This is a genomic window from Amycolatopsis sp. NPDC101161 (genome assembly GCF_044768185.1).
Taxonomy (GTDB): domain Bacteria; phylum Actinomycetota; class Actinomycetes; order Mycobacteriales; family Pseudonocardiaceae; genus Amycolatopsis.
In genome coordinates this window covers 1,034,836-1,056,775 of sequence record NZ_JBIWPI010000003.1, presented here as the reverse complement: position 1 = coordinate 1,056,775, position 21,940 = coordinate 1,034,836, and the positions used below count along the sequence as shown (strand labels likewise).

The window sequence follows — 21,940 nt, the reverse complement described above, 5'->3', positions numbered from 1 at the left end:
GGCTCAGCCCAGGTGCGAGCTGATCACCGAGTAGTCGTTGCCGACGTTGGTGTACACGCCGGGGAAGTCCTTGCGGGCGCAGCCTTCGCCCCACGAGACGATCCCGGCGAGCTTGCCGTCGACGTAGGCCGGGCCGCCCGAGTCGCCCTGGCAGGAGTCCTTGCCGCCTTCGGGCACACCCGCGCAGAACATCGAGGCCTTGTCGTACTTCGTCCCGCCGGTGCTGTACTTCTCGGCGCAGGTGGCGTTGTCCACGACCGGCACCGACACCTTGAGCAGCGTGTCGGAGACGGCGCCTCCCTCGGACGTCGTGCCCCAGCCGACCACCGTGACGTCCTTGCCGGCTTGGTAGGCCGCGTCGTCGGCCGACTGCACCAGCGTCGCCGGCTCGTACGGCAGGTCCTTGTCGAGCGTCAGCACGGCGTTGTCGTGCTGCATCCCGCTCATGTCGAAGGCCGGGTTCTGCCAGACGTCGCTCACGCCCGCCTTCGTGCCGGAGGTGTCGCTGAACTTCGTCTGGCCGCCGATGATCTCCATCTGCGCCGCTTCGACGCCGTCGGTGCAGTGCGCGGCGGTCAGCACCTTGTTCTTCGCGACCAGGGTGCCGGCGCAGTGCTGCGCGCCGTTGACGTTGAAGATCACGGTGGCCGGGAACTCCTCGATCGTGGTCGGCGTACCGCCCACGATCCGCGGGTCACCGGCCGACGCACCGGGGGCGGCGACCACGACGACAGCGGCGGCCACGGCGAGGGCCGTCGCGGCCCACCGGCCCACGGAACGTCCGTCTACCTGCATGAACATCTCCCTTCGGGGACCTGGAAGGTGGTACCCGGGAGCAGACCAGACGGGCCGCGGCCACGGTTAGCTACGAAAGTCGCTTTCTGACGTCTTGACGACGATGGTTGGTTTTTGTCCGACCTGAGTGGCGGGGAATCACGAGAAGCGGTAGCTCCCGGGTCAATCCTTGACATGACGCCAACAGGGACTTACCGTTTTCCCACGCCGCCGGGTTGTCCAGACCATTTACATCGTGAAAGGACACCTCGATGCGCTTGCGTTCCCTGCTCGTCCTGCTGGCGGTGCCTGCCCTGGTCGCCACCGCTTCGCCCGCGTCGGCGGCCAACCCGGCCGTGGCCCCGGGCGGCAACTTCGACCTCGGGATCTGGCAGCTGCAGGAGCCGGTCGGCTCCCCCGGCTCGCCGACCACGATCTCCTCGTCCCGGCTGCAGGGCCCGAACGGCTTCCAGGACAGCTACTTCTACACCGACACCCGCGACGGCGCGATGACGTTCTGGGCGCCGGAAAAGGGCGTCACCACGCCGAACTCGAACTACGCGCGGTCCGAGCTGCGCGAGATGAACCGCGACGGGTCGGCGGCGAACTGGTCGCTGAGCGGCTCGCACAAGCTGAGCGCGACGCTGCGCGTGGTGTCGGTGACGTCCAACGTGTGCGTGGGCCAGGTCCACCTCGGCACGGGCGGCTCGTCGACGAAGCCGTTGCTGGAGCTGTACTACCGCTCGAGCGGCGACATCGTCCTCGGCACCGAGAACTCCCCCGACGGCGGCCAGACGCCGCACACGGTCGGGCACGTGTCGATCGGCAAGACCTGGACCTACACGATCGGCATCTCCGGCGGTAACACCATCGACCTGACGGTCAACGGCAGCACGACGCACTACTCGATCCCGTCGTCGTTCAAGGCGTACAAGCAGTACTTCAAGGCGGGCTCGTACAACCAGTCCTCTTCGGACAGCACGACCAAGGGCGCGCGGGTCGCGTTCTACGGGTTGACCGTCTCACACGGCTGACGCTGTCCGGCCCGGTGGCCGCCACCACCGGACCGGCTCTCCGTTCAGCGCTTGACGAAGACCGGTTTGAAGACGTCGAACCCGTGGTGGATCGCCTCGATCGCCGTCGGCCGTGGGGGCTCCGAAGCTCTCGGCGAGCGCGCGGGCCGAGACAGACCCGCCGTCGTCAGCAGCTCGTCGCGGGCACGGCTGACATAATCCGGCGGCGCGGCCTCGACGCGACGAGCATCCGCGAGGCCGCCAAGCACGCCGGGACCCCGCTGGGCTCGACGTGCCACTACGTCCCCTGCGCGAAGGGGGACTGGCCGCCGAGTGCCCGGCTCAGCGGGACACGCGAGCCCTCGACCACGTGGCCGAGAAGCTGGTCACCGCCGCGATCGAGGACCAGTGGCTCAGCGCCAGCCGAGCTCCGGGGCCACATGGGTGAGGATGCTCTCCAGCACGTGCACGTTGTAGTCGACGCCCAGCTGGTTCGGGATCGTCAGCAGCAGGGTGTCGGCGGCCTGGACCGCCTCGTCCTCCTTGAGCTCCCGCACCAGCTCGTCCGGCTCGGCGGCGTACGACCGGCCGAAGATCGCCCGGGTGTTCTCGTCGATCATGCCGACCTGGTCGCGCGAGTTGCGGTCGCGGCCGAAGTACGCGCGGTCGGTGTCGTTGGTCAGCGCGAAGATGCTGCGGCTGACCGACACGCGCGGCTCGCGCTCGTGGCCGGCCTCCTTCCACGCCTCGCGGTAGGCCTCGATCTGCTTGCGCTGCTGGACGTGCAGCGGCTCACCCGTCTCGTCGTCCTTGAGCGTGGAACTCTGCAGATTCATGCCGAGCTTGGCGGCCCAGACGCTCGTCGCGTTCGAGCCCGACCCCCACCAGATGCGGTCGCGCAGTCCCTCGGAGTGCGGCTCGAGGCGCAGCAGCCCGGGCGGGTTGGCGAACATCGGCCGCGGGTTCGGCTGCGCGAAGCCCTCGCCCTCGAGCAGCTTCAGGAAGACCTCGGTGTGCTGCCGGGCCATGTCGGCGTCGGTCTCGCCGTCGGCCGGGGCGTACCCGAAGTAGCGCCAGCCCTCGATGACCTGCTCGGGGGATCCCCGGCTGATGCCGAGCTGGAGCCGGCCCCCGGAGATCAGGTCGGCCGCCCCCGCGTCCTCGACCATGTACAGCGGGTTCTCGTAGCGCATGTCGATCACGCCGGTGCCGATCTCGATCTTCGACGTGCGCGCGCCGATCGCCGAGAGCAGCGGGAACGGGCTCGCCGCCTGCCGCGCGAAGTGGTGCACGCGGAAGTACGCGCCGTCGACGCCGAGCTCCTCGGCCGCGACCGCCAGGTCGATCGACTGGTGCAGGAAGTCGGCGGCGGAGCGCGTCTCGGAGTGCGGGCTCGGCGACCAGTGGCCGAACGAGAGGAAGCCGATCTTTTTCACGTCCGGTTCAGCGTCCGGGAGCCGGGTTTGATTCCCCGGTGTGAGCGGGCCGACCGCCGCCGCACCCCGCGCGCGGCGGCGGCCGGGGCGCTCAGCCGCAGTGCTCGGCCTTCTCCTGGTCGGTCATCGGCGCGGTGTGCTGCGTGATGTCCCCGGTCGAGCCGGGCACCGGGCCGTCCGCGTCGAAGTCCTGGTACCAGATGTAGTGGTCGTAGAACCGGTCCGGGAAATGCATTTCGTAGGTGCCGTGCACCTTCTGCATCTTCGGCGCGCGTTCCACCCAGCCCTTTTCCCCGGGCCGGACGTCGACGTTGGTCGCCTGCCCTTCGGTGTGCGAAGACTCCCACGTGTGCTGGTAGGACGTTTCGATCGACACCTTGAACACTTCCGAGAAACCGTATTCGGCGGACAGCGATACGCCGAAACTGTTCGACTCCCCCGTCGTGTCGGACCAGTTCACCGTGCTGCGCTGCAGATCACCGGTGCAGTTGTAGGCCGCTTCACCGACCTGATGACCGGCCCCGGTGTGCTCCTCCGGCGGGCCGGCCGGGTGGAACACGCAGGAATCGGTGCCGTTGTCGCACTTGTCGAGCAGTTCGCGGGCGGTCGGGCCGCCGTCGGCCGACGCGCCGGGCGCGGTCAGCACGAGACCGGCGGCGGTCAGCAGGCCGAGGCCCGCCGCCGTCCACGCGTTTCGCTTGCTGGTCATGGTCTCTCCTTCGCTCAGCTGAACCCGATGGACTGCGTGCGGTCGTCCATGAAGGACCCGACGTTGCCGGTGTTCTCCTTGAACGGGCCGTCCCGGTCGCCGCCGAGGTTCGGCTCGGGGTAGAGCCAGATCCAGCAGTCGCCCCACGGCTGCACGGACGAGATCTTGTTCTTCCAGTCGTCGCCCAGGTCGAACTGCCAGTTGACCCAGCCGTCCTTCTTGCACAGTTCGGGTCCGGTGATGGTCAGCGAGTTCCCCGTGTAGTCGGGACCGTCGAAGAACGTGCCCTGGACGACCTGGCCGGCTTCCTGCGCGACGAGCGCCGAACGCCCGGTGCCCGTGCTGCATTTCTGCACCCCGGTTTCGGAGTTCAGCACGCAGTGCCGGGTCGTCGTCGCAGCCACCGCCGGAACCGCGCCGAGAAGGCTCACACTCGCCGCCGCGGCCGCCGTCGCCATGGCTGTTCTGGTCCAATTGCGCGCCATTGTTTCCCCTTTCCAGGGAATCGAAAAGATCTTCCCTTCCGAAAGTACGACGGTCCCGGCGGATACGCGCGGGTGTTGCCCGTCGGGGCATCGGGGTCTGCCCCATTCCCTCGCGGGGCCCGGAGCCGCCGTGCGGACCACTCGGGGCCGCGGTACAGTACGCCGTCCCGGTGACAGCCGACGTCGATCACGTCACCCTCGGTGACTCGATCATGAAAATTCATCCGGTCATAACTTGACTCATTCCAGAGAAGGCCCCTAGGGTGGCCGACGTGATGACCGACTTCGAGGCGCAGCTGCGGGCGGTCTCGTTGCGGGTGACGCGGCCGAGGCTGGCCGTGCTCACCGCGTTGCGGGACCACCCGCACGTGGACACCGAGACGGTGATCGAGCTGGTGCGGGCCGAGCACCCGACGGTGTCGCACCAGACGATCTACGACGTCCTGCGGGCGCTCACCGACACCGGCCTGGTGCGGCGCATCCAACCCGCGGGCGCGACCGCCCGGTACGAGTCCCGGGTCGGGGACAACCACCACCACGTCGTGTGCCGCACCTGCGGCGCGATCGCGGACGTCGACTGCGCCGTCGGCCACACCCCGTGCCTGACCGCCTCGGACGACCACGGTTTCGTGATCGACCAGGCGGAGGTCGTGTACTGGGGCACCTGCCCCGACTGCGCGGCCACCCGAACTCCCGAATGATCGCCGGCTCCGGAAGGAAGTAGATGAGCAACACCCAGGACAACACCCCCTCGAGCGCACAGGGTGTGGACCAGAAGGCGGCGGCCGGCTGCCCGGTCGCGCACGACTCGGTGACCTCGCACGGCAGCGAGAGCGAGAACCCGGCGATCGATTCGCCGCAGCCGAAGACGGGTGGCCGTCCGCGCACCAACAAGGACTGGTGGCCCAACCAGCTCGACCTGACGGTGCTGCACGCCCACTCGTCGAAGAGCAACCCGCTCGGCGAGAACTTCGCCTACGCCAAGGAGTTCGCGAAGCTCGACGTCGAGGCCCTCAAGCAGGACATCACCGAGGTGCTCACCACCTCGCAGGACTGGTGGCCGGCGGACTTCGGCCACTACGGCGGCCTGATGATCCGGATGAGCTGGCACGCCGCGGGCACCTACCGCATCCACGACGGCCGCGGCGGCGCCGGTGACGGCGGCCAGCGCTTCGCGCCGCTGAACAGCTGGCCGGACAACGCCAACCTCGACAAGGCGCGCCGCCTGCTGTGGCCGGTCAAGCAGAAGTACGGCCAGAAGATCTCGTGGGCCGACCTGCTCGTGCTGGCCGGCAACGTGGCCCTGGAGTCGATGGGCTTCAAGACCTTCGGCTTCGGCTTCGGCCGCGTCGACACCTGGGAGCCCGAAGAGATCTTCTGGGGCCCCGAGGACGACTGGCTGGGTGACGAGCGCTACATCAGCGACTCGGAGATGGCGCCCGAGGTCGGGGCGACCGAGATGGGCCTCATCTACGTCAACCCCGAGGGCCCCCGCGGCAGCGCGGACTTCGAGGCGGCGGCCCACTTCATCCGCGAGACCTTCGCCCGGATGGCGATGAACGACGAGGAGACCGTCGCCCTCATCGCCGGCGGCCACACCTTCGGCAAGACCCACGGCGCCGGTGTCGCCGACGACCACGTCGGCCCGGAGCCCGAGGGCGCGCCGCTGGAGGCGCAGGGCCTCGGCTGGCTGAGCACCCACGGCAGCGGCAAGGGCGCGGACGCGATCACCAGTGGCCTCGAGGTGACGTGGACCGACAAGCCGACCCAGTGGAGCAACCGCTTCTTCGAGATCCTGTTCGGCTACGAGTGGGAGCTCACGACGAGCCCGGGCGGCGGCAAGCAGTACGTCGCCAAGGACGCGCCGGAGATCATCCCGGATCCGTTCGACCCGGACAAGAAGCACAAGCCGACGATGCTCACGACGGACCTGTCGCTGCGTTTCGACCCGGTGTACGGCCCGATCTCGCGCCGGTTCCTGGAGAACCCGGACGAGTTCGCGCTGGCGTTCGCCAAGGCCTGGTACAAGCTGCTGCACCGCGACATGGGCCCGGTCAGCCGCTTCCTGGGCCCGTGGGTGGCCGAGCCGCAGCTGTGGCAGGACCCGGTGCCGGCCGTCGAGGGCGAGCTCGTCGGCGACGCCGACATCACCGCCCTCAAGGCGAAGGTGCTGGAGTCCGGCCTTTCGGTGTCCCAGCTGGTTTCGACCGCGTGGGCATCGGCCGCGAGCTTCCGCTCCACCGACAAGCGCGGTGGCGCGAACGGCGCCCGGATCCGCCTGGAGCCGCAGCGCAACTGGGAGGTCAACGGGCAGGTCGGGCCGGTGCTCGACCAGCTCGAGGCCATCCAGCGCGAGTTCAACGAGGCGGGCGGCGCGCAGATCTCGCTGGCCGACCTGATCGTGCTGGCGGGCTCGGCGGCGGTCGAGAAGGCGGCGCGCGACGCCGGCGTCGAGACCACCGTGCCGTTCCACCCGGGCCGCACGGACGCCACCCAGGAGCAGACGGACGTCGACTCGTTCAAGGTGCTCGAGCCGCGCGCCGACGGGTTCCGCAACTACCTGCGGGCCGGCGAGAAGCTCCAGCCGGAGACGCTCCTGGTCGAGCGCGCGTACATGCTCAACCTGACGGCCCCGGAGATGACGGTCCTGGTGGGCGGCCTGCGCGCGCTGGGCACCAACACGGGCGGCACCCAGCACGGTGTCCTGACCGACCAGCCGGGCGTGCTGACGAACGACTTCTTCGCCAACCTGCTCGCCCCGGGCACGAAGTGGCAGGCGTCGAAGTCCGAGGAGAACGTGTACGAGATCCTCGACGTGAGCACGGACAAGCTGAAGTGGACGGCCACGGCGGTCGACCTGGTCTTCGGCGCCAACTCCCAGCTGCGTGCCCTGTCCGAGGTGTACGCAAGCGACGACGCGCGCGAGAAGTTCGTGTCGGACTTCGTGGCGGCGTGGACGAAGGTCATGGAGCTGGACCGGTTCGACCTGGTCTGATCCTCGGCTTGTGACGGGCCCGGCCGATCTTCGGCCGGGCCCGTTTTCGTCAGGACCGGATAGTCCGCACCGCGGCGAAACGGTTCTTGACGTTGTCGGTGAGGCGCTTCAAGCCCAGCAGTTCCAGCACCGCCCGCTGCAGAGCCTCCTCGCCGATGTTCCCGTCCCGTTCCGTGACGTGGCCGAGCAGTGCCGCCAGCTCGCCCGGGGGAACCTCGTCGAAGGAACGGGGTCCCAAGAGGCGCAGGCGCACCTCCGGCTGGTCGGGCAGCCGGTAGGTGCGCGGCTTGATCCCGCGCTCGTCGAGAGGATTGTCCTCGACCAGCCGGCCATCACGGACTGCCTGCGAGATCGCCTTGTTCACCTCGCTCGCGACCAGCTTGGTGACCCGGACGGCGCCGGACGCCCGGACGTAGGCGGTCTGCAGCCGACCGCCCAGTACCGGCCCCTCCGCCTCGACGATGTGCACGAGGCCCTCCACCAGCTCCCTCCGGGACGCGGAGCCGACCTGGATGACCGTGCCGTCGAAGTGACCGTAAGCCGCGAGCGGCGAGCCCGCGGGCGCCGATACCGGCTCCTCGACCGCCGCGGACCTCGAGTCGTCCTCCTGTACAAGGACTTCCAGCACCGGCGATCCTACGGTGAACACCCCGGGTTCCGACGCCACGGCCGGCGGCTCCGCCACCGGTGCGGCCACGACCTGCTGGAGAGCGACGGACTCGACCGCGCCCGGTTCGGGCTCGACCGGTTCCGGCACAACCTCCAGTCGCGGAGTCAGCACGGGCTCGACCACCGGCAGGCGTGGCTCGGCGGCCGAGGGGTCCTCGGCGTCCGAAGCCCAGCCGGAGGGATGGATGTCGAGTTCCTGCAACGTCTCCCACAACCGCGCCAGGACCGCCGGCCGGTCGGCGTAGAACTCCGACTCGCGGATGCGGAAGAACCGCCAGCCACATCGCTCGAGGTCACGTTGCCGCGCGAGGTCGCGCTCGTACGCGTCCGGTCCGTGCCACGCGTCGCCGTCGCATTCGACCGCCAGCCGCGCCTTGCGGCCGACGACCACCAGGTCGATCCGGTAGCCCTCGGCCGGGAACTGGGGAACGACGCTGTACCCGCGGTCCACGAGGCGGTTGAACACGCGCTGTTCGAACAACGAATCGAAGGGTTCCACCTTCCGGTCTTCGGGTACGGCGGTGTGCCTCGCGTCGTCGAGGCCTTCACCGCGCCCGGACCACGCGTAGCAGTAGTCCAGCAACTGGAAGCGCATGTCCTCCGGGTTGCCGAGGTCGGACAGCCGCACGGAGTGGAACACCCACATCTGGTCCTTGGCACGCGAAGCAGCGACGTTGAACCGCTGGACGTACATGTCCTGGGTCAGCGAGCCGATCCGCTTTCCCGGCTCAGGCGCCTTCACCATCGACAGGAACATCACGTCGCGCTCCGAGCCCTGGAAGTCCGCCGAGTCGCCGCACCGCAGCTCGCGCGCCTTCCACTCCTCGGGCGGAATGCGTTCCAGCAGACGTTTCTCGATCCTCTTCGCCTGGGCACGGCCGAGCAGCGACACGACGCCGAAGGTGAGCCCGTCGTACCGCGGATCGGTGACGCACTTTTCGATCTGCTCGACGATGGCGTCCGCTTCCACCGGGTTCACCTTGTCGGTCACGCCGCGCTCATAGCCGTCTTCGAGGAACACCGCCTTGATCGGCTCCAGGCGATCCGCCCCGTACTGGCGTACCGGCACCAGCCGGATGCCGTCGGGCTCATAGGCGATCCGATTCGAGAAGCCGATGATCTCGGGCACGCAGCGCCGGTGCTCGACCAACGTGGTCATGCCCTCGAAGCGCATCTTCGCCTCGTCGAACAGGCTGCGCTTCGGGTCCTGCCAGGACGCGCGGTACGGGTCGTCCCACAAGTACTGCCCGGCGAGATCGCGCAGCTGCTGCTGGTCGGTACCCACCGCCGAGGGCGAGACCTGCTTGTCGTCACCGATCACCACGATCTTGGGCGCGAGGTACTGGAGGAACGTCGCTTCCAGACCCGCTTGCGACGCCTCGTCGACGATCACGACGTCGAACATGTCCGGTTGGACGCGGAACTGCTCGGCGATCCGGTAGACCGGCATGATCCACACGGGCACCGCGGGGCGGCAGCGGTCCATGGCCGCTTTGATGTCGGCCCGGCGCTTGTCGGCGTACATGCCGGTGCCCTTGCCGAGCAGCTTGACCAGCTGGGCGTACTGCAGGAGATCGGCGCGGGCCTTGCCGGACAGCCGCTCAGGCGAAACGGCGTGTCCCCAAGCGCGCTCGGCGGCCAGTTTCTCGACTCGCCCACGCAGCTGCGCCTCGACTTCCAGCACCTCGGCCTGCAGGGCGTTAACGTCCTCGCCACCGCGACCGAGAACCCAGGCCCGGACCTCGGCCCAGGCCCAGGCCGCGGTCCACTCCGCCAGCCTGTTCACCCACGCGGGGTCGCGGGGATCCGCCGACACAGCCTCGTACACACCGGGTAGCGAGCTCGCCAAGGCGGCCGCGATCTCGTCGCGACGGCGCGCCAGCCCGGCGACTTCGGTCAGCCGGGCCAGCCGGTGCCGAGCGACCGCGTACTGCTCGTGGCTCCGCTCCTCCACAGCGGCTGCCAGATCCTTGACGCACGGAGCGGCGTCCGCCCACCGCGCCACGTCGCCGACGGTCCGGGCGAGTTCCAGCAACGGCGAGGTGGCGGCCGTCCGGGCGTCGGACACGGCCGCGGCGTCGACGAGCCGCGCGTAGGTCCGGACGGCGTCGAGGTCGGTCCAGTTCGGCCGCGGGAGCCCCAGGCCCGCCAGGCCGCGCTCCTCGGTCTCGAGGGTCTCCCCCAACGCCAGGACGCGGCGCAGCTGCGCCAGTTCGGTCACGTGCCACTGCAGTCGTTCGCTCGGGGTGTCTTCGACGGGGATGTGCACCGAGTCCGGCCACGCCCGGTCCAGCGCGTCGAGTGTTCGAGACGCCTCGGCCCAGGTCAGGAAGAGGTCGAGCTGCTCCGCTCCGGTCGGTGGCACACCGTTGACCCGCACGGCCTGGAACAGGGGCTGTGCCTGTTTGACGGCCTTGGCTGCGAACGCTCCCGTCTTGGGTGACCCGTCCGGGTTCGTCTTGAGGGTGTTGCCGCCTCCCACGTGCGCGCGCAGCGCTGTGGCCAAGCTGACGAGCGCACCGAGGTCGGCGGGGCCGACCCGCACGTCGGTGAGCGGGCCGAGGCGGGTCACCAGAGGGCCCGCGTAGCCGATGAGCTGAGCGACCTGGTCCGCTCGCGACCGCCAGTGATTGGCGCGCCCGGCCAGCACGTCGGCCAGCGAGTCGTTGATCCACGCTTCACGCCGGCGCGACAGTTCTTCCGCCTCGCGCGCGAACCCGTTGAGCCGCTGACGCAGCACGGTCCGCGTCGACGGGTCCAGCCGGCGCACGCCGTCGAACGCGGTGTGCCCGGCGAGCGTGCGGTGGCTTTCCTCGACGGAGATGGCTTGCCGTTCCGCCGTCACCAACGACGAGAACGCCTCAGCCGTCGGGACGTCGGCCAGGGGAATCAGCCGGAGCCGGGACTCGGGCTCGTCGGCGGCCAGCTCGTCGTCCAGGACACTCCGGTGCCACTCGACGAGGTGGCCGGCGGGAATCGGGGAAGGACCGGCACCGCTCGGGGAAACCAGGTCGGCGAGCCAGCCGAACCGGTCCTGCTCCGATTCGACGCGCCGCGCGATGGCGGCGAGCGTGCCGCGGTAGCCGCCGACTTCGAAATCGACGACCTCCTCCCCGCGTGCGTCGAGCATGCGCCGGTACAACGCGGCACGTCGCAGACGGAGTTCCTCGATCGCCGTCAGCTGGTCATCGACGACCCGGCGCGCGGCGCCTGCGTCGTACTCACCGGCCACGTGGCTGATCCGTTCCACCGCGACCTTGAGATCCGCCAGGTCGGACCGCGAGGAACCGACGACCGAGACCGCCAGCGGCGCGATCGCTCGAGGAAGCTTCGTCCGCACCTCCTTGAGGGCGCGATCCGTGTGCGCGGTCACCAGGACGCGCTTGCCCTGCGCGAGCAGGTGGGACAGCAGGGCCGCGACGGTGTGGGTCTTGCCGGTTCCCGGCGGGCCTTGGACGAGGGTCTGCGCCTTCGCGTCGACTTGCGTGAGAACGCGCAACTGCCGCTCGTTGACCGGCAACGGCAGGAACGGGTCCGCGTCGACCTCCACCAGCGCTCCCGGCTGGGGCGAACGTTCCGAAGCCGGCCGGTGGTCGGGATCGACGAGCGGGAGCAGGCCGTCCGGAACGACGCCCGACTCCTCGAGCTGGTCGGCGACCGAGTCGAGGATGTCGACGATCCCCTGCGTCGAACGCCTGCGCAGGATCAGCGCGGGCGCGAACGCAGCGACGGCGTGCGCGCCCGGCTTCGGTGGCTCGTCCTCATCGAGGTAGGCGGCGTCACTGTCGAGGGCGTTCACCAGCCGGCGCAAGACGCCGCCCACGGCTTCGCGGTCCCCGACGGAGGCGTCGAATTCGCGAGCTTCGTTCCTGATCCGGACAACGTGCGGCGGATTGGCCACCCGGCCGGGATCGAGCATCTCCAGCTCGACGGTCAGGCCGGCCGCGACCTCCGTCTGGTGGACGGTCAGCTGTCCGGTGCCGTCGTCGAAGTGGATCGTGGCGGGCACCGTGAGCAGGTGCCGCCGCACGACGTAGTCACCGGGCGGCGCCCACGACAGGCAGCCGACTCCGACGACCAGTTCGAGTTCTTCGGCGTGCCCGGTCGCGCTGACGTACGCGGAGAACAGGTCGTTGTAGATGTTTCGCGCCGGTCGGTCGGTGCGCTCGCGTTCGGCCCAGACGGACCAGCCGGCTTCCCACTCGGCATGGGCGTCACGGATTCCCGGCGCGTCCTCGAGGGCGGTCCGGTGCTCGCCTTCGGTCAATGATTCACGCAGCGTCGGCGGAGTGACCGGGTCGTCCCATTCACCGTCCAGCCAAGGCTCCAGGTGCGCGCCGGGTGCCGGAGGTTCGTGGTGAGCGACCCGTTCGATCCGCAGCAGAGCGGTGGAGTCCTCTCCGCCGGCCGAAAGGATGGCGGGATGCTCGGGCAAGCGCCCGAACCACAGCACGGACTCGTAGCTGTCGGTGGTGCGCGGCGGGTGGGACTTGAGCTGCTGGCTCCGCGCCAGGAACCGGAACAACCGCACCGCTCGATCGACCGCAGCACTCCGCTGTTCTGAAGCAGCGCCATCGTTCGCCACCGCCGTCCCCCATTTCTTCACCGCCGAACAGACCATCGTGCTCATCGTTTCGGACGTGTCGGGCGATACGGCCGACATCACACCGTTACAAAATGCGCTCCGACACCACCCGAACGTGAGCGACCCGAAAGCGTTGTTCAAACCGCCGTGATAGGCCGTCCGGTTGAGATAGCACCTCAGCGGTTGTCCAAATGGGTCATGCTGGGATATCCCCTTAACTCCGGAGGGCGAGGGAGGGGCGGGGTGACGTCGTGGAACGGCTCTGACTACCCGAGCTCCCTGGGGTTCCTCATCGACTGCCTGGAGCAGATCCCGTCCCTGCGCGACCCCGGTAGCCGGCGACTCTGCCTCGAACTGCTGGCCGACCACCTCGGCATGCCACTGGTCGTCGAGGACCTGCCGACCACGCGGGCCAGCCTGATCGGCATCGTGCAGGCCTGCCGGCGGCAGCACCCGCGGGCCCTCGCCGCCTTCGTCGACGCCGTCGAACAGATGGAGCCCGGGTCGATTCCCGTGCAGCGGGCCCGGTCCGCCGTCGAGGACATGGCCGCTCTCGACCTCGTCACCGAATACGACCGCCGGGAACTGCTGAACCTGCTGGGCGAAAACCCGAGCAGCCGGCTGGCCGAGCTCGTGCGGGCGGCCGCCGGGCCCGCGGCCGAGCTGACCTCGGCCGACCACCGGCCGGCGGACGCGCTCGCCACGCTGGAACGGATGAACGCGCAGCCCGACGGGGTCCCGCCCTTGCTGCTGTTCGTCGAGTACCTCGCCGCCGCCGCCGACGACGAGCGCGCCGAAGGGTTGCGCGGCTGGAACGACCGCCAGGCCGCGCGGCTGGGGGTGACCGAGCAGATCAACGCCGTCCGCCTCGCGCGGGCCACCGAGCCCGCCACGCCCGAAGAGGTCGTCGCCTACCTCGTCGTCCGCATCGAACCGGACCTGCTCGACACCGGGCTGTTCGTCGTCGTGCACTGGCGGCACAACGATCCGACCGGGTGGCGGCCGCGGCGGAGCGAGCCGTTCACCGGCGACCTCGACGCCGTCCGCGCGCACGTGGCCGCGCTGGTCGTCGAGGCCGAAACCGGCTGGGCGCAGAACGCCACGGCGATCCGCCTCGAATTCCTGCTCCCCTATTCGCTGCTGAACCTGCCCGTCGACCAGTGGGACCTGGAGGCGGGCAGCTCGCTGCCGCGCCCGCTCGGCCTGCACTACCAGGTGGTCGTGCGCAGCCTCGACCGCGCGCGGTCGCCGCGCTGGCACCGGGAATGGCGGCGGCGCTGGGACCTGCTCAAGAAGGTGCCCGCCGGGCTGACCACGCCGGAAGAGCACTGGCTCTGGAGCGACGGCTCGAAACGGCGGCACCTGACCGCGCTCGACGCGAAACTGGCCGCGCAGAAGAAGGTCCTGTCGCTGGTCCTGCGTTCGGTGCCGGACAGCACGGACCCCGGCGAGGTGCTCGTCGGGGTCCGGACCGGCATCCCGGTGATGATCTGGCACCGCACGGAGGCCGCCCGCTCGGCGTTCGAGGCAGAGATCAAGTCCCTGCGCGACTTCCTGCCCGAGCTCGTCGAGCACCTTCGCCTCCTGCGCAGCCGGGCCCGCCAGGCCGCCCGGCCCGACTCCCACGTCGGGAGCCGGGTTTCGCTGCTGTGGGACGACCCGGACAGGCCCGTCGAGCCGCAGGATCCGCCCGCGGCTCCGATCGAGGAGGTGCCCGCGCGATGAGCGGTGCCGAGATACCGCCCTGGTGCGTCTACCGCGGTCACGGGCTGCCGCCGCCCACCGGCGAGGACGCCCCCGAACTTCCCGCACCGCCCAGCTGGCGCACGTTCGACGGCGGGCCGGCGCTGCCGGTCCCGACGGCGTCCGACGCCGAGTTCGTCCGCCGGCTCGGCGTGCCGGCCGTGGCGTCCGCGCGGGACGCGACGCTCGAAGAGGTGCTGACCGTCAACGCGGCGCTCTACTTGCGGCGGCCCCTGCTGATCACCGGCAACCCCGGCACCGGCAAGTCCAGCCTGGCCTACAAGATCGCGCGGGAACTGGGGCTGGGCCCCGTGCTGCGCTGGCCGATCAGCAGCCGCACGATCTCCCGGGACGGGATGTACACCTACGACGCCATCGGCCGGGTCCAGGCCGCCGCGACCGAGGAGGGTGCCGACATCGGCGGGTTCGTCCGCCTCGGCCCGCTCGGCACCGCACTGCTGCCCTACGACCGGCCGCGGGTGCTCCTGATCGACGAGCTGGACAAGTCGGACATCGACCTGCCCAACGACCTGCTGGCGGTGTTCGAGGACGGCGACTTCGAAATCCAGCCGCTGGCCCGGATCGCCGCCGCCCGGCCCGAGGTCACCGTCTTCACGCACGACCGCGGCGGCCGGGCGGTCGTGCGCGACGGGCACGTGCAGTGCCGTGCGTTCCCCATCGTCGTGGTGACGAGCAACGGCGAACGGGACTTCCCGCCCGCGTTCCTGCGCCGCTGCCTGCGGCTCGACATGCCGCAGCCCGGTTTCGAACAGCTCGTGAGCATGGTCGCGGCGCACTTCCGCGACGTGCCGCCCCGCAGTGACGACCTGATCCACGAATTCCTCGCCAACAGCGGGCAGGAAGGCGGTCTCGCCAACGACCAGCTGCTCAACGCCCTGCACTTGACGACGTCGGGCGCCCACCAGCACGACGCGAACTGGGAGGTGCTGCGCGGCACTTTGTGGCGGCGGCTCAACGTCCTGGGAACGGACTGAGCCGATGGCCGACCCGGTCGACCGCCTCGCCACCGAGGCGCTCAGCGCGGACGAGATCGCCGACGCGGTCTGGCTCGCCGCCCGCATCGCGGCGAGCGAATCGCCGCGAGCGGCTCCGCGGCCCGAGCCCCCGCCGCCGCCACCCCCGCCCCCGCCCCCGCCTGACCGGGAGCCCGAACCGGCGTCGCCGACGGAACCCCGCGTCGACCACCTGCCACCCGGTCGCCCGGACCCGGGCCGCCCGGGCGATCACCCGGAACCGACGCCCGTTTCCCTCGAACCGGTCCCCGTGCGGCCGCGAACGCACCGGCCCGCGGCGGCACGGCCGGTCCGCACGGTGCCGCCGAGCCTGCCCCAAGGCCTGGCGAAGGCGCTGCGGCCGTTGAACCGCCTCGTCCGGCTGAAGCACAAGAGCGAACTGGACGAGGAAGAAACGGCGGTCGCCGCGGCGGAGACCAAGGTGTGGCTGCCGGTGCACCGGGCCTCGCGAGGTCACCCGTTCGAGGTCGTGCTGGTCGTCGACCGCGGTTCTTCGATGGTGTTCTGGGAACGCACTTCCCGCGCCTTTCGCGCCCTGCTGGAAAGGCAGGGCGCGTTTTCCGACGTCAAGACGGTTTCGGTGGACACCGACGAACCGGTCGTCCGATTCGTGGAAACCGCACCGGGCACCGGTTGCGAACCGGCGCAGCTGGCCGACCCGACCGGGCGACGCGTCATCGTCGTGCTCAGCGACGGCGTCGGTCCCGCGTGGCGCAGCGGGTCGATGTTCGGGCTCCTGTCGTTGTGGGCCAAGACTTGTCAAGTCAGCCTGTTCCACCTCCTGCCCGCCGAACGCTGGAGCTGGACCGGCATCCGCGTGGTGTCACGGACGTTGCGAGGGGTCCGTCCTGGCACCGCGAACCCGATTCCGGTGCTGGAACTGGAACCGCGGCACGTACACCGCTGGGCCGAACTGATCGCCGGCACTCCCGCCGTGCGGCTCCCGGTACTGGTCCCCCCGACGGACGAAGATCTCGCGGACGAAGTGGGACAGACCGGAGAACCGCCGTCGCCCACGGAAAGACTCGACCAGTTCCTCGCCACCGGCACCTCGCCAGCGATCCGCCTGGCCGGGTTGCTCGCGGCGGCACCGCTCACCCTGCGCGTCATGCAAGCGGTGCACGGCACCCTGATGCCGCAGGCACGGCCGGCGCACCTGGCCGAAATCCAGCTGGGCCGATTGCTGCACCGCGTACCGGCGGACGGGGAAAGCCCGGTCGAGTACGATTTCGCGCCGGGACTGCGCCGTCGGTTGCTGGCCCTGGTTTCGCGCGCGGACACCGCGCGAGTCCAGCGGGTGGTCCAGGACGTCCTGGGTCCCCAGGAGCCCGCGGTCGCGAATCTGCGCAATGCGCTGGCGGCTCCCGATGACGCCACTCTACCGGTGGTTACGTCACGCTCTGAACCGTTGTTGACTGTCCAACGTGACGTTCTAAGAGCGCTGTCGGGGCCTTACACACGCCGAGCTAACCGATTGGGTGATGCCTTGGAACGGTTTAGGGGGTCCCGTAACGATGGCGGCGCACGCGCGACTAGGACGTCGGAAGGCCTAGGGGCACCTCCAGGCCAACATCCGGTAGGGTCCGACCCGCAAGCTGAACCGATCAACCACCCTCGAGGGATCTCAGTGACTACCACGAGATCGGAGCCGGGCACCGAGGTCCGCCACTCCGGCCAGCAGCCCGCCGTCTGGGGCGGCGTTCCGCTGCGCAATGTCAACTTCATCGGGCGCGGGGACATCCTGCGGGCATTGCACGGTGAACTTTCCAAATCGACCCGTACGGCCGTACTGCCCGGCGCGCTGCACGGGATGGGCGGCATCGGCAAATCGCAGATCGCGGTCGAGTACGTCTACCGCCACGCCGAAGAATACGATCTGATCTGGTGGATTCCCTCGGAGAACCAGTCGGAAATCCAGGCGTCGCTGGTGAAACTGGCGAAGCGCCTCGATCTTCCGGTGGAGCAGTCCGTCGACACCGCGGTACCCGCCGTCCTCGAAGCGCTGGGCAGTGGCGAGCCGTACCGCCGCTGGCTGCTGGTGTTCGACAACGCCGACCGGCCCGAGGACGTCCGCAAGTTCTGGCCGCGGCGCGGTGAGGGCCACATCCTCGTGACCTCGCGGAATCCGCAGTGGTCCGAGGTTTCCCAGGCGGTCGAGGTCGACGTCTTCCGGCGATCGGAAAGCCGCGAACTGCTCCAGCGCCGCAACCACGACCTCGCCGACGAAGACGCCGACCGGCTGGCCACTGTGCTGGGCGACCTGCCGCTGGCGGTCGAGCAGGCCGCGGCGTGGCGCGCCGAAACCGGCATGGCGACCGACGAGTACCTGGAACTGTTCGAGAACAAGCGCACCGAACTGCTCCAGTCACGCCCGCCCGCGGATTACGACGTAGCGGTCGAAGCGGCGTGGAACGTTTCGTTGGACAGGCTGCGCGACGAGAACCCGGGCGCGCTGGAACTGCTCGAAGTGTGCGCGTTCTTCTCCCCGGAGCCGATCCCGCGGGCGATGTTCAGCGGCGTCCGCAACGTCCCGACGTCGGAAGCGCTCGAGCAGACCCTCGGCGACCCCATCCAGCTGAGCCGCGCGATCCGTGAGATCAACCGCTACAGCCTCGCCAAGATCGACCACCGCAGCGACACCCTCCAGCTGCACCGGCTCGTGCAGCTGGTGCTGCGCAACAAACTCGGGCCGGAGGACCAGGAGCGCGTCCGCCACACCGCGCACCTGCTGCTCGCCAACCGCGACCCCAAGCAACCCGACTCGGTCGACTACTGGTCGCGCTACGCGGAAATGCTGCCGCACATCCGCGCCGTCGACGCCCGCAACTGCACCGACCGCTGGGTGCGCCGGATGGCGATCAACGCGGTCAACTACCTCTTCGCCTTCGGCGACCCCGCCGGCGCTCTCGAAATGGCCGAGGACTACGCGAAGTTCTGGAACGAGAAGCTCGGGGAAAAACACGCCGACACCCTCGTCGTTTCGCGCTGGTGGGGCCGCATGCTCCGGGCCCTCGGCCGGTTCGAGGAAGGCCGCGTCGTCGCGGAGCGGACGCTCGCGCTGATGCAGGAAACGCTCGGCGAAACGCACGAAGAAACGCTGCTCACGATGCACGGCGTCGCCTCGGACCTCCGGGCCAAGGGTGACTTCGAGCGGGCTCGCCAGATGAACGAATTCGCCTACTTGAGCGCACTCGACCGGTTCGGCGACGAAGACCCGGACACCCTCGCCGCGGCCAACAACTACGCGCTCAGCCTGCGGTTGGTCGGCGACTTCGCCGGGGCGCGCGACCTGGACGAGCGGACGGCGCAGCGCAAGCAGACCGTCCTGGGCGCGGACCACCGGCACACGCTGCTGACGCTGGACAACTGGTCGGTCGACCTGCGCGAAACAGGTGACTACCTGCAGGCGCGGACCGAACAGGAAGACACCGTCCGCCGCATGCGGGCGCAGCTCGGCGGCCGGCACCCGATGACGCTGTCGGCCATCAAGAACCTCGCGATCGCGTACCGCAAAGCGGGTCTGCACCGCGACAAGAAGGCGCTCACGCTGGCCATGGAGGCCACTGACGGCCTGGTCACCAAGTACGGGGAATCCCACCCCGACGCGATGTCCGCGACCATGGACCTGTCGATCGAGCACCGCCAGGACGGCAACCTCGCCGAAGCCCGGCGGCTCGGCGAGCACGTCAAGGGCCTCTACGAGGCGAGCTGGGGCCCGAAGCACCCGTTCAGCGTGGCCGCCGCGACCAATCTCGCGGTCACGCTGCGCCTGCTCGGTTCGGTCGAGCAGGCGCGGGAACTGGGCGAGCGCGCCTTGGCCGACATGACCGAGGCGCTGGGCGACGATCACCCGTTCACGCTGGTCTGCGCGACGAACCACGCGAGCGACCTCGCCGAATCGGGTGACTACGAAGCCGCGTACGCGCTCGATGTGGCGACGCTCGAACGCTCCCAGCGCGTGCTCGGCGCCGACCACCCGTCGACGCTGGCACTCCTGGTCAACCAGGCGCTCGACCTGCGAGGGCTCGGCCGCGCCGAAGAAGCGGACAGCCTCCAGCTGAACGCCGTCCGGCGGCTGCGCCAAGTCCTCGGTTCGGAGCACCCGGCGACCGCGGACGCTCAGTTCAACCACCGCGCCAACTGCGACATCGACCCGATGCAGATCTGACCGGTCGGGTCACCGCACGAAGCCTCCGGCCGGGGAAACCCGCCGGAGGCTTCGTGCGTTCGCCGTCAGTCGAGCCAGCGCGCCAGCCGATCCGGGTTCGGTGCCACCCCGCGCTGCCGCCGGACTTCGCGGTGCACCGCCGATACCAGCTCCGGACGGCTCAGCAGCAGCGGATGCCGGGTGGCCAGCGCGAAGCCGGCCCAGGCGGCCGGCGAATCGGGCGTGATCGTGAGCTGACGCCGGTAGAGTTCGGCCGCGGTCGCCGTGTCACCGTCCACCAGCGCCAGGTCCGCGGCGGACATGCCGGCGATCTCGGCCATCGCCAGTTCCGGCTCGGCGCGGTAGACGTCGTACAGGTCCGGATCGGTCAGCCACGTCCGGGTGAGGGTAAGCCGCGCGTGGCCGGCGGAACCCGTCGCCGGCACCAGGCTCGGCGGCGCGGCCGGGACGAACGGGCAGGGCCGGTTCCGCAGCCAGGCCCCGGCCAGTTCCGCCACCACCCCGTCCGCGACCCGCAGGTGTCGCAGCCGCCAGGACAGGCGGTGGTCGAGGTTCGCGCGTGCGGCCGCTTGCGTGATGTCGGCCGGCAGTGGCTCGGTCCCCCATTCGCGCAGCCGGTCCTGGGCCGTGGAGAGGAACCGCCGCCCCAGCGCCGACGGCACCGCGTCGGTGAGCAACGTGCTGACGGCGTGCGCCGCCTGCTCGCGCCGGTAAGCGAACTCGAACTGCGCGGCGCGGGCCGCCAATCCCTGCGCCACCGGGTAGTGCCCGCGATAGAACGCCGTCACGCCGAGAAAGGAATAGGCGCCGTGCAGGAGCCCGACGGGCGGGCGTGGATCGTCGCGCCACGGGGCGTACAGCCGGGCGGAGTCGTTGTCCCCGGCGGGATCGAGCAGATCGACCAGCACCAGCAGCACCCCGAGCTTGCTGTGCTGGAACTCGTGCACGAGGGTGGCGGCGAACGTCGTCGGGTCCGGCGGCCGGGACAGCACCAAGGAGCCGAAGACGTCGTTGTGCGAGGCGCTGTAGGGGGTGAAGCGGTCGATCGCCGCCCGCGGGACCAGCGTCGTGAGCCCCGCGGCGAGCTCCGCCGCGATCGCGGGGTGGTGCTCGGTCAGCAGCCGCCAGGTGGCGTTCAGGACTTCCGCCCACCGCGCCACTTCGCCGGCCTCGAGCCGCTGCGGCGGAAGAGGTCCGTCGAACACGCGGTACGGATCGATGTCGTCGAGGAAGAGCTCGCCGTCGCCGATAGGCAGTGAACGCAGGGGAAGCCAGCCCGGGCCGTCGGCCGCGCTGTCGTCGGGCAGCTGAACGCTGCCGGACGGGCCCCGCACGAGGACGTGCCCGCCTTCGGCGTGCACTTGCGCGAAATCCCAGTCCCGGCGGCTGCGGACGTCGGCGAGGCCGAGCGTGGGCAGCATCAGCCGGCCACGCCACACCGGGACCCTGGACCGGAAGTCGTGCCCAGCGCGGATGGCCGCGGCCGTGGCCAGCCGGTGGAGACCGCCGAGATCGGCCCACAGCGGCGAGTCACCGGATCCGCCTTTTGCCAGTCGCTGCAGGAGGTTCGCCGCCCAGAGGCCCGTGTGCGGGTGCGCGAGGACGCGATCAGTCGCGGCCGGATCGCGCTGCTGCGCCTCGATCAGCAACGTCCACGCCTCGTCGAGCGGCGGCAACGGGGACATCGCGGGGTTCAGTTCGGCGGCGGCGTCGAGAACGGCCCGCAGCAACGTCAACCGACGGCTGCGGTCGGCCTGCCTGAGCTGCGCCACGACGGCCGCGTCACTCCGGCCCGCGGCCATCGCGTCGAGGTTGGTCAGTGACACCCGGTGGGTGTCCAGCATCGGGTCGTGAGTTCCCTAACCCCGGCTCAACGCGCGTCCGGCGCCTGGTTCTGGAGAACGCCGGTGCGGCTGCACTCGGCCCGCCCGGCGACCAGCCGGAGCGAGTGGTGGAGCGCCGGGTCGTCGCTCAGGCGCAAATCGGCCAAGGAAACGGTGGACAGATCGACCATCCTGGTGGTGACTTCGCCCCGCGCCTGTCCCATGTCAGGTCCTCCCTCACGACGAGCCCCGCGATCAGGGGGAGTAATCATCATGCAACAACAAAACGGTTTTGTGACCGTCCGCTTGGCGGATCAATGCCGCCGGTCCGGATACTGTGCGTTTCCGGAAGGCGGCCGGTTCCACTTGTCCGTCAGCTTCGAGTGGGACTGCGGTGTGCTTGGCGGCGGGCGGTGATTCCGACCGCCACCACGAAGCCGCCAGCCCACCCGGCCCGGACGGTGAGCGACCCGGCCGCCGCCAGGGCTCCGACGAGCAGGGGGCCT

The 21,940-nt window shown here is 70.0% G+C and carries 14 protein-coding genes; 6 read left to right on the top strand and 8 right to left on the bottom strand.

What is annotated here, in order from left to right:
- Positions 1–3 precede the first annotated feature (3 nt).
- A complete protein-coding gene (locus ACIRSS_RS26375) occupies positions 4–795 on the bottom strand; it encodes a S1 family peptidase (protein ID WP_400899359.1) in 792 nt (263 codons plus the stop codon).
- 251 nt (positions 796–1,046) lie between these two features.
- On the opposite strand from ACIRSS_RS26375, the gene ACIRSS_RS26370 reads away from it, so the two are divergent.
- The gene (locus ACIRSS_RS26370) at positions 1,047–1,808 is read left to right on the top strand and encodes a polysaccharide lyase family 7 protein (RefSeq protein WP_400899357.1); all 762 of its coding nucleotides are present in this window, start codon (positions 1,047–1,049) and stop codon (positions 1,806–1,808) included.
- Positions 1,809–1,852: 44 nt separating this feature from the next.
- On the opposite strand, the gene ACIRSS_RS26365 is transcribed toward ACIRSS_RS26370, so the two are convergent.
- The 4 genes from ACIRSS_RS26365 to ACIRSS_RS26350 form a co-directional block, all read right to left on the bottom strand.
- On the bottom strand, positions 1,853–2,086 hold the full coding sequence (locus ACIRSS_RS26365) for a hypothetical protein (RefSeq protein WP_400899355.1): 234 nt from the start codon (positions 2,084–2,086) through the stop codon (positions 1,853–1,855).
- Positions 2,087–2,200: 114 nt separating this feature from the next.
- A complete protein-coding gene (locus ACIRSS_RS26360) occupies positions 2,201–3,223 on the bottom strand; it encodes an LLM class flavin-dependent oxidoreductase (RefSeq protein ID WP_400899353.1) in 1,023 nt (340 codons plus the stop codon).
- Between the two features lie 91 nt (positions 3,224–3,314).
- Entirely contained in the window at positions 3,315–3,932 is a 618-nt protein-coding gene (locus tag ACIRSS_RS26355; RefSeq protein WP_372666221.1) for a hypothetical protein, read from the bottom strand.
- Between the two features lie 14 nt (positions 3,933–3,946).
- A complete protein-coding gene (locus tag ACIRSS_RS26350) occupies positions 3,947–4,336 on the bottom strand; it encodes a hypothetical protein (RefSeq protein ID WP_400899351.1) in 390 nt (129 codons plus the stop codon).
- 356 nt (positions 4,337–4,692) lie between these two features.
- On the opposite strand from ACIRSS_RS26350, the gene ACIRSS_RS26345 reads away from it, so the two are divergent.
- Both ACIRSS_RS26345 and katG read left to right on the top strand, forming a co-directional pair.
- A complete protein-coding gene (locus ACIRSS_RS26345) occupies positions 4,693–5,118 on the top strand; it encodes a Fur family transcriptional regulator (protein WP_086682245.1) in 426 nt (141 codons plus the stop codon).
- A gap of 23 nt (positions 5,119–5,141) precedes the next feature.
- The gene (gene katG, locus ACIRSS_RS26340) at positions 5,142–7,412 is read left to right on the top strand and encodes a catalase/peroxidase HPI (RefSeq protein WP_400899349.1); all 2,271 of its coding nucleotides are present in this window, start codon (positions 5,142–5,144) and stop codon (positions 7,410–7,412) included.
- Between the two features lie 49 nt (positions 7,413–7,461).
- Here katG and ACIRSS_RS26335 read toward each other — a convergent pair whose 3' ends face one another.
- On the bottom strand, positions 7,462–12,807 hold the full coding sequence (locus ACIRSS_RS26335) for an AAA domain-containing protein (protein ID WP_400899347.1): 5,346 nt from the start codon (positions 12,805–12,807) through the stop codon (positions 7,462–7,464).
- 102 nt (positions 12,808–12,909) lie between these two features.
- On the opposite strand from ACIRSS_RS26335, the gene ACIRSS_RS26330 reads away from it, so the two are divergent.
- Genes ACIRSS_RS26330 through fxsT form a run of 3 tightly spaced genes read left to right on the top strand, consistent with a single transcriptional unit; the run spans position 12,910 to position 19,611 of the window.
- On the top strand, positions 12,910–14,391 hold the full coding sequence (locus ACIRSS_RS26330; protein ID WP_400899345.1) for a hypothetical protein: 1,482 nt from the start codon (positions 12,910–12,912) through the stop codon (positions 14,389–14,391).
- Positions 14,388–15,404, top strand: coding sequence for an AAA family ATPase (locus ACIRSS_RS26325; RefSeq protein WP_400899343.1), 1,017 nt, complete (start codon positions 14,388–14,390; stop codon positions 15,402–15,404). Before ACIRSS_RS26330 ends, ACIRSS_RS26325 begins: the two co-directional genes overlap by 4 nt.
- A 4-nt stretch (positions 15,405–15,408) precedes the next feature.
- The gene (fxsT, locus tag ACIRSS_RS26320) at positions 15,409–19,611 is read left to right on the top strand and encodes an FxSxx-COOH system tetratricopeptide repeat protein (RefSeq protein WP_400899341.1); all 4,203 of its coding nucleotides are present in this window, start codon (positions 15,409–15,411) and stop codon (positions 19,609–19,611) included.
- 65 nt (positions 19,612–19,676) lie between these two features.
- On the opposite strand, the gene ACIRSS_RS26315 is transcribed toward fxsT, so the two are convergent.
- Positions 19,677–21,455, bottom strand: a complete 1,779-nt coding sequence (locus tag ACIRSS_RS26315) for an aKG-HExxH-type peptide beta-hydroxylase (protein ID WP_400899339.1) — start codon at positions 21,453–21,455, stop codon at positions 19,677–19,679.
- Between the two features lie 26 nt (positions 21,456–21,481).
- A complete protein-coding gene (locus ACIRSS_RS26310) occupies positions 21,482–21,658 on the bottom strand; it encodes a hypothetical protein (RefSeq protein WP_400899337.1) in 177 nt (58 codons plus the stop codon).
- Positions 21,659–21,940 lie beyond the last annotated feature (282 nt).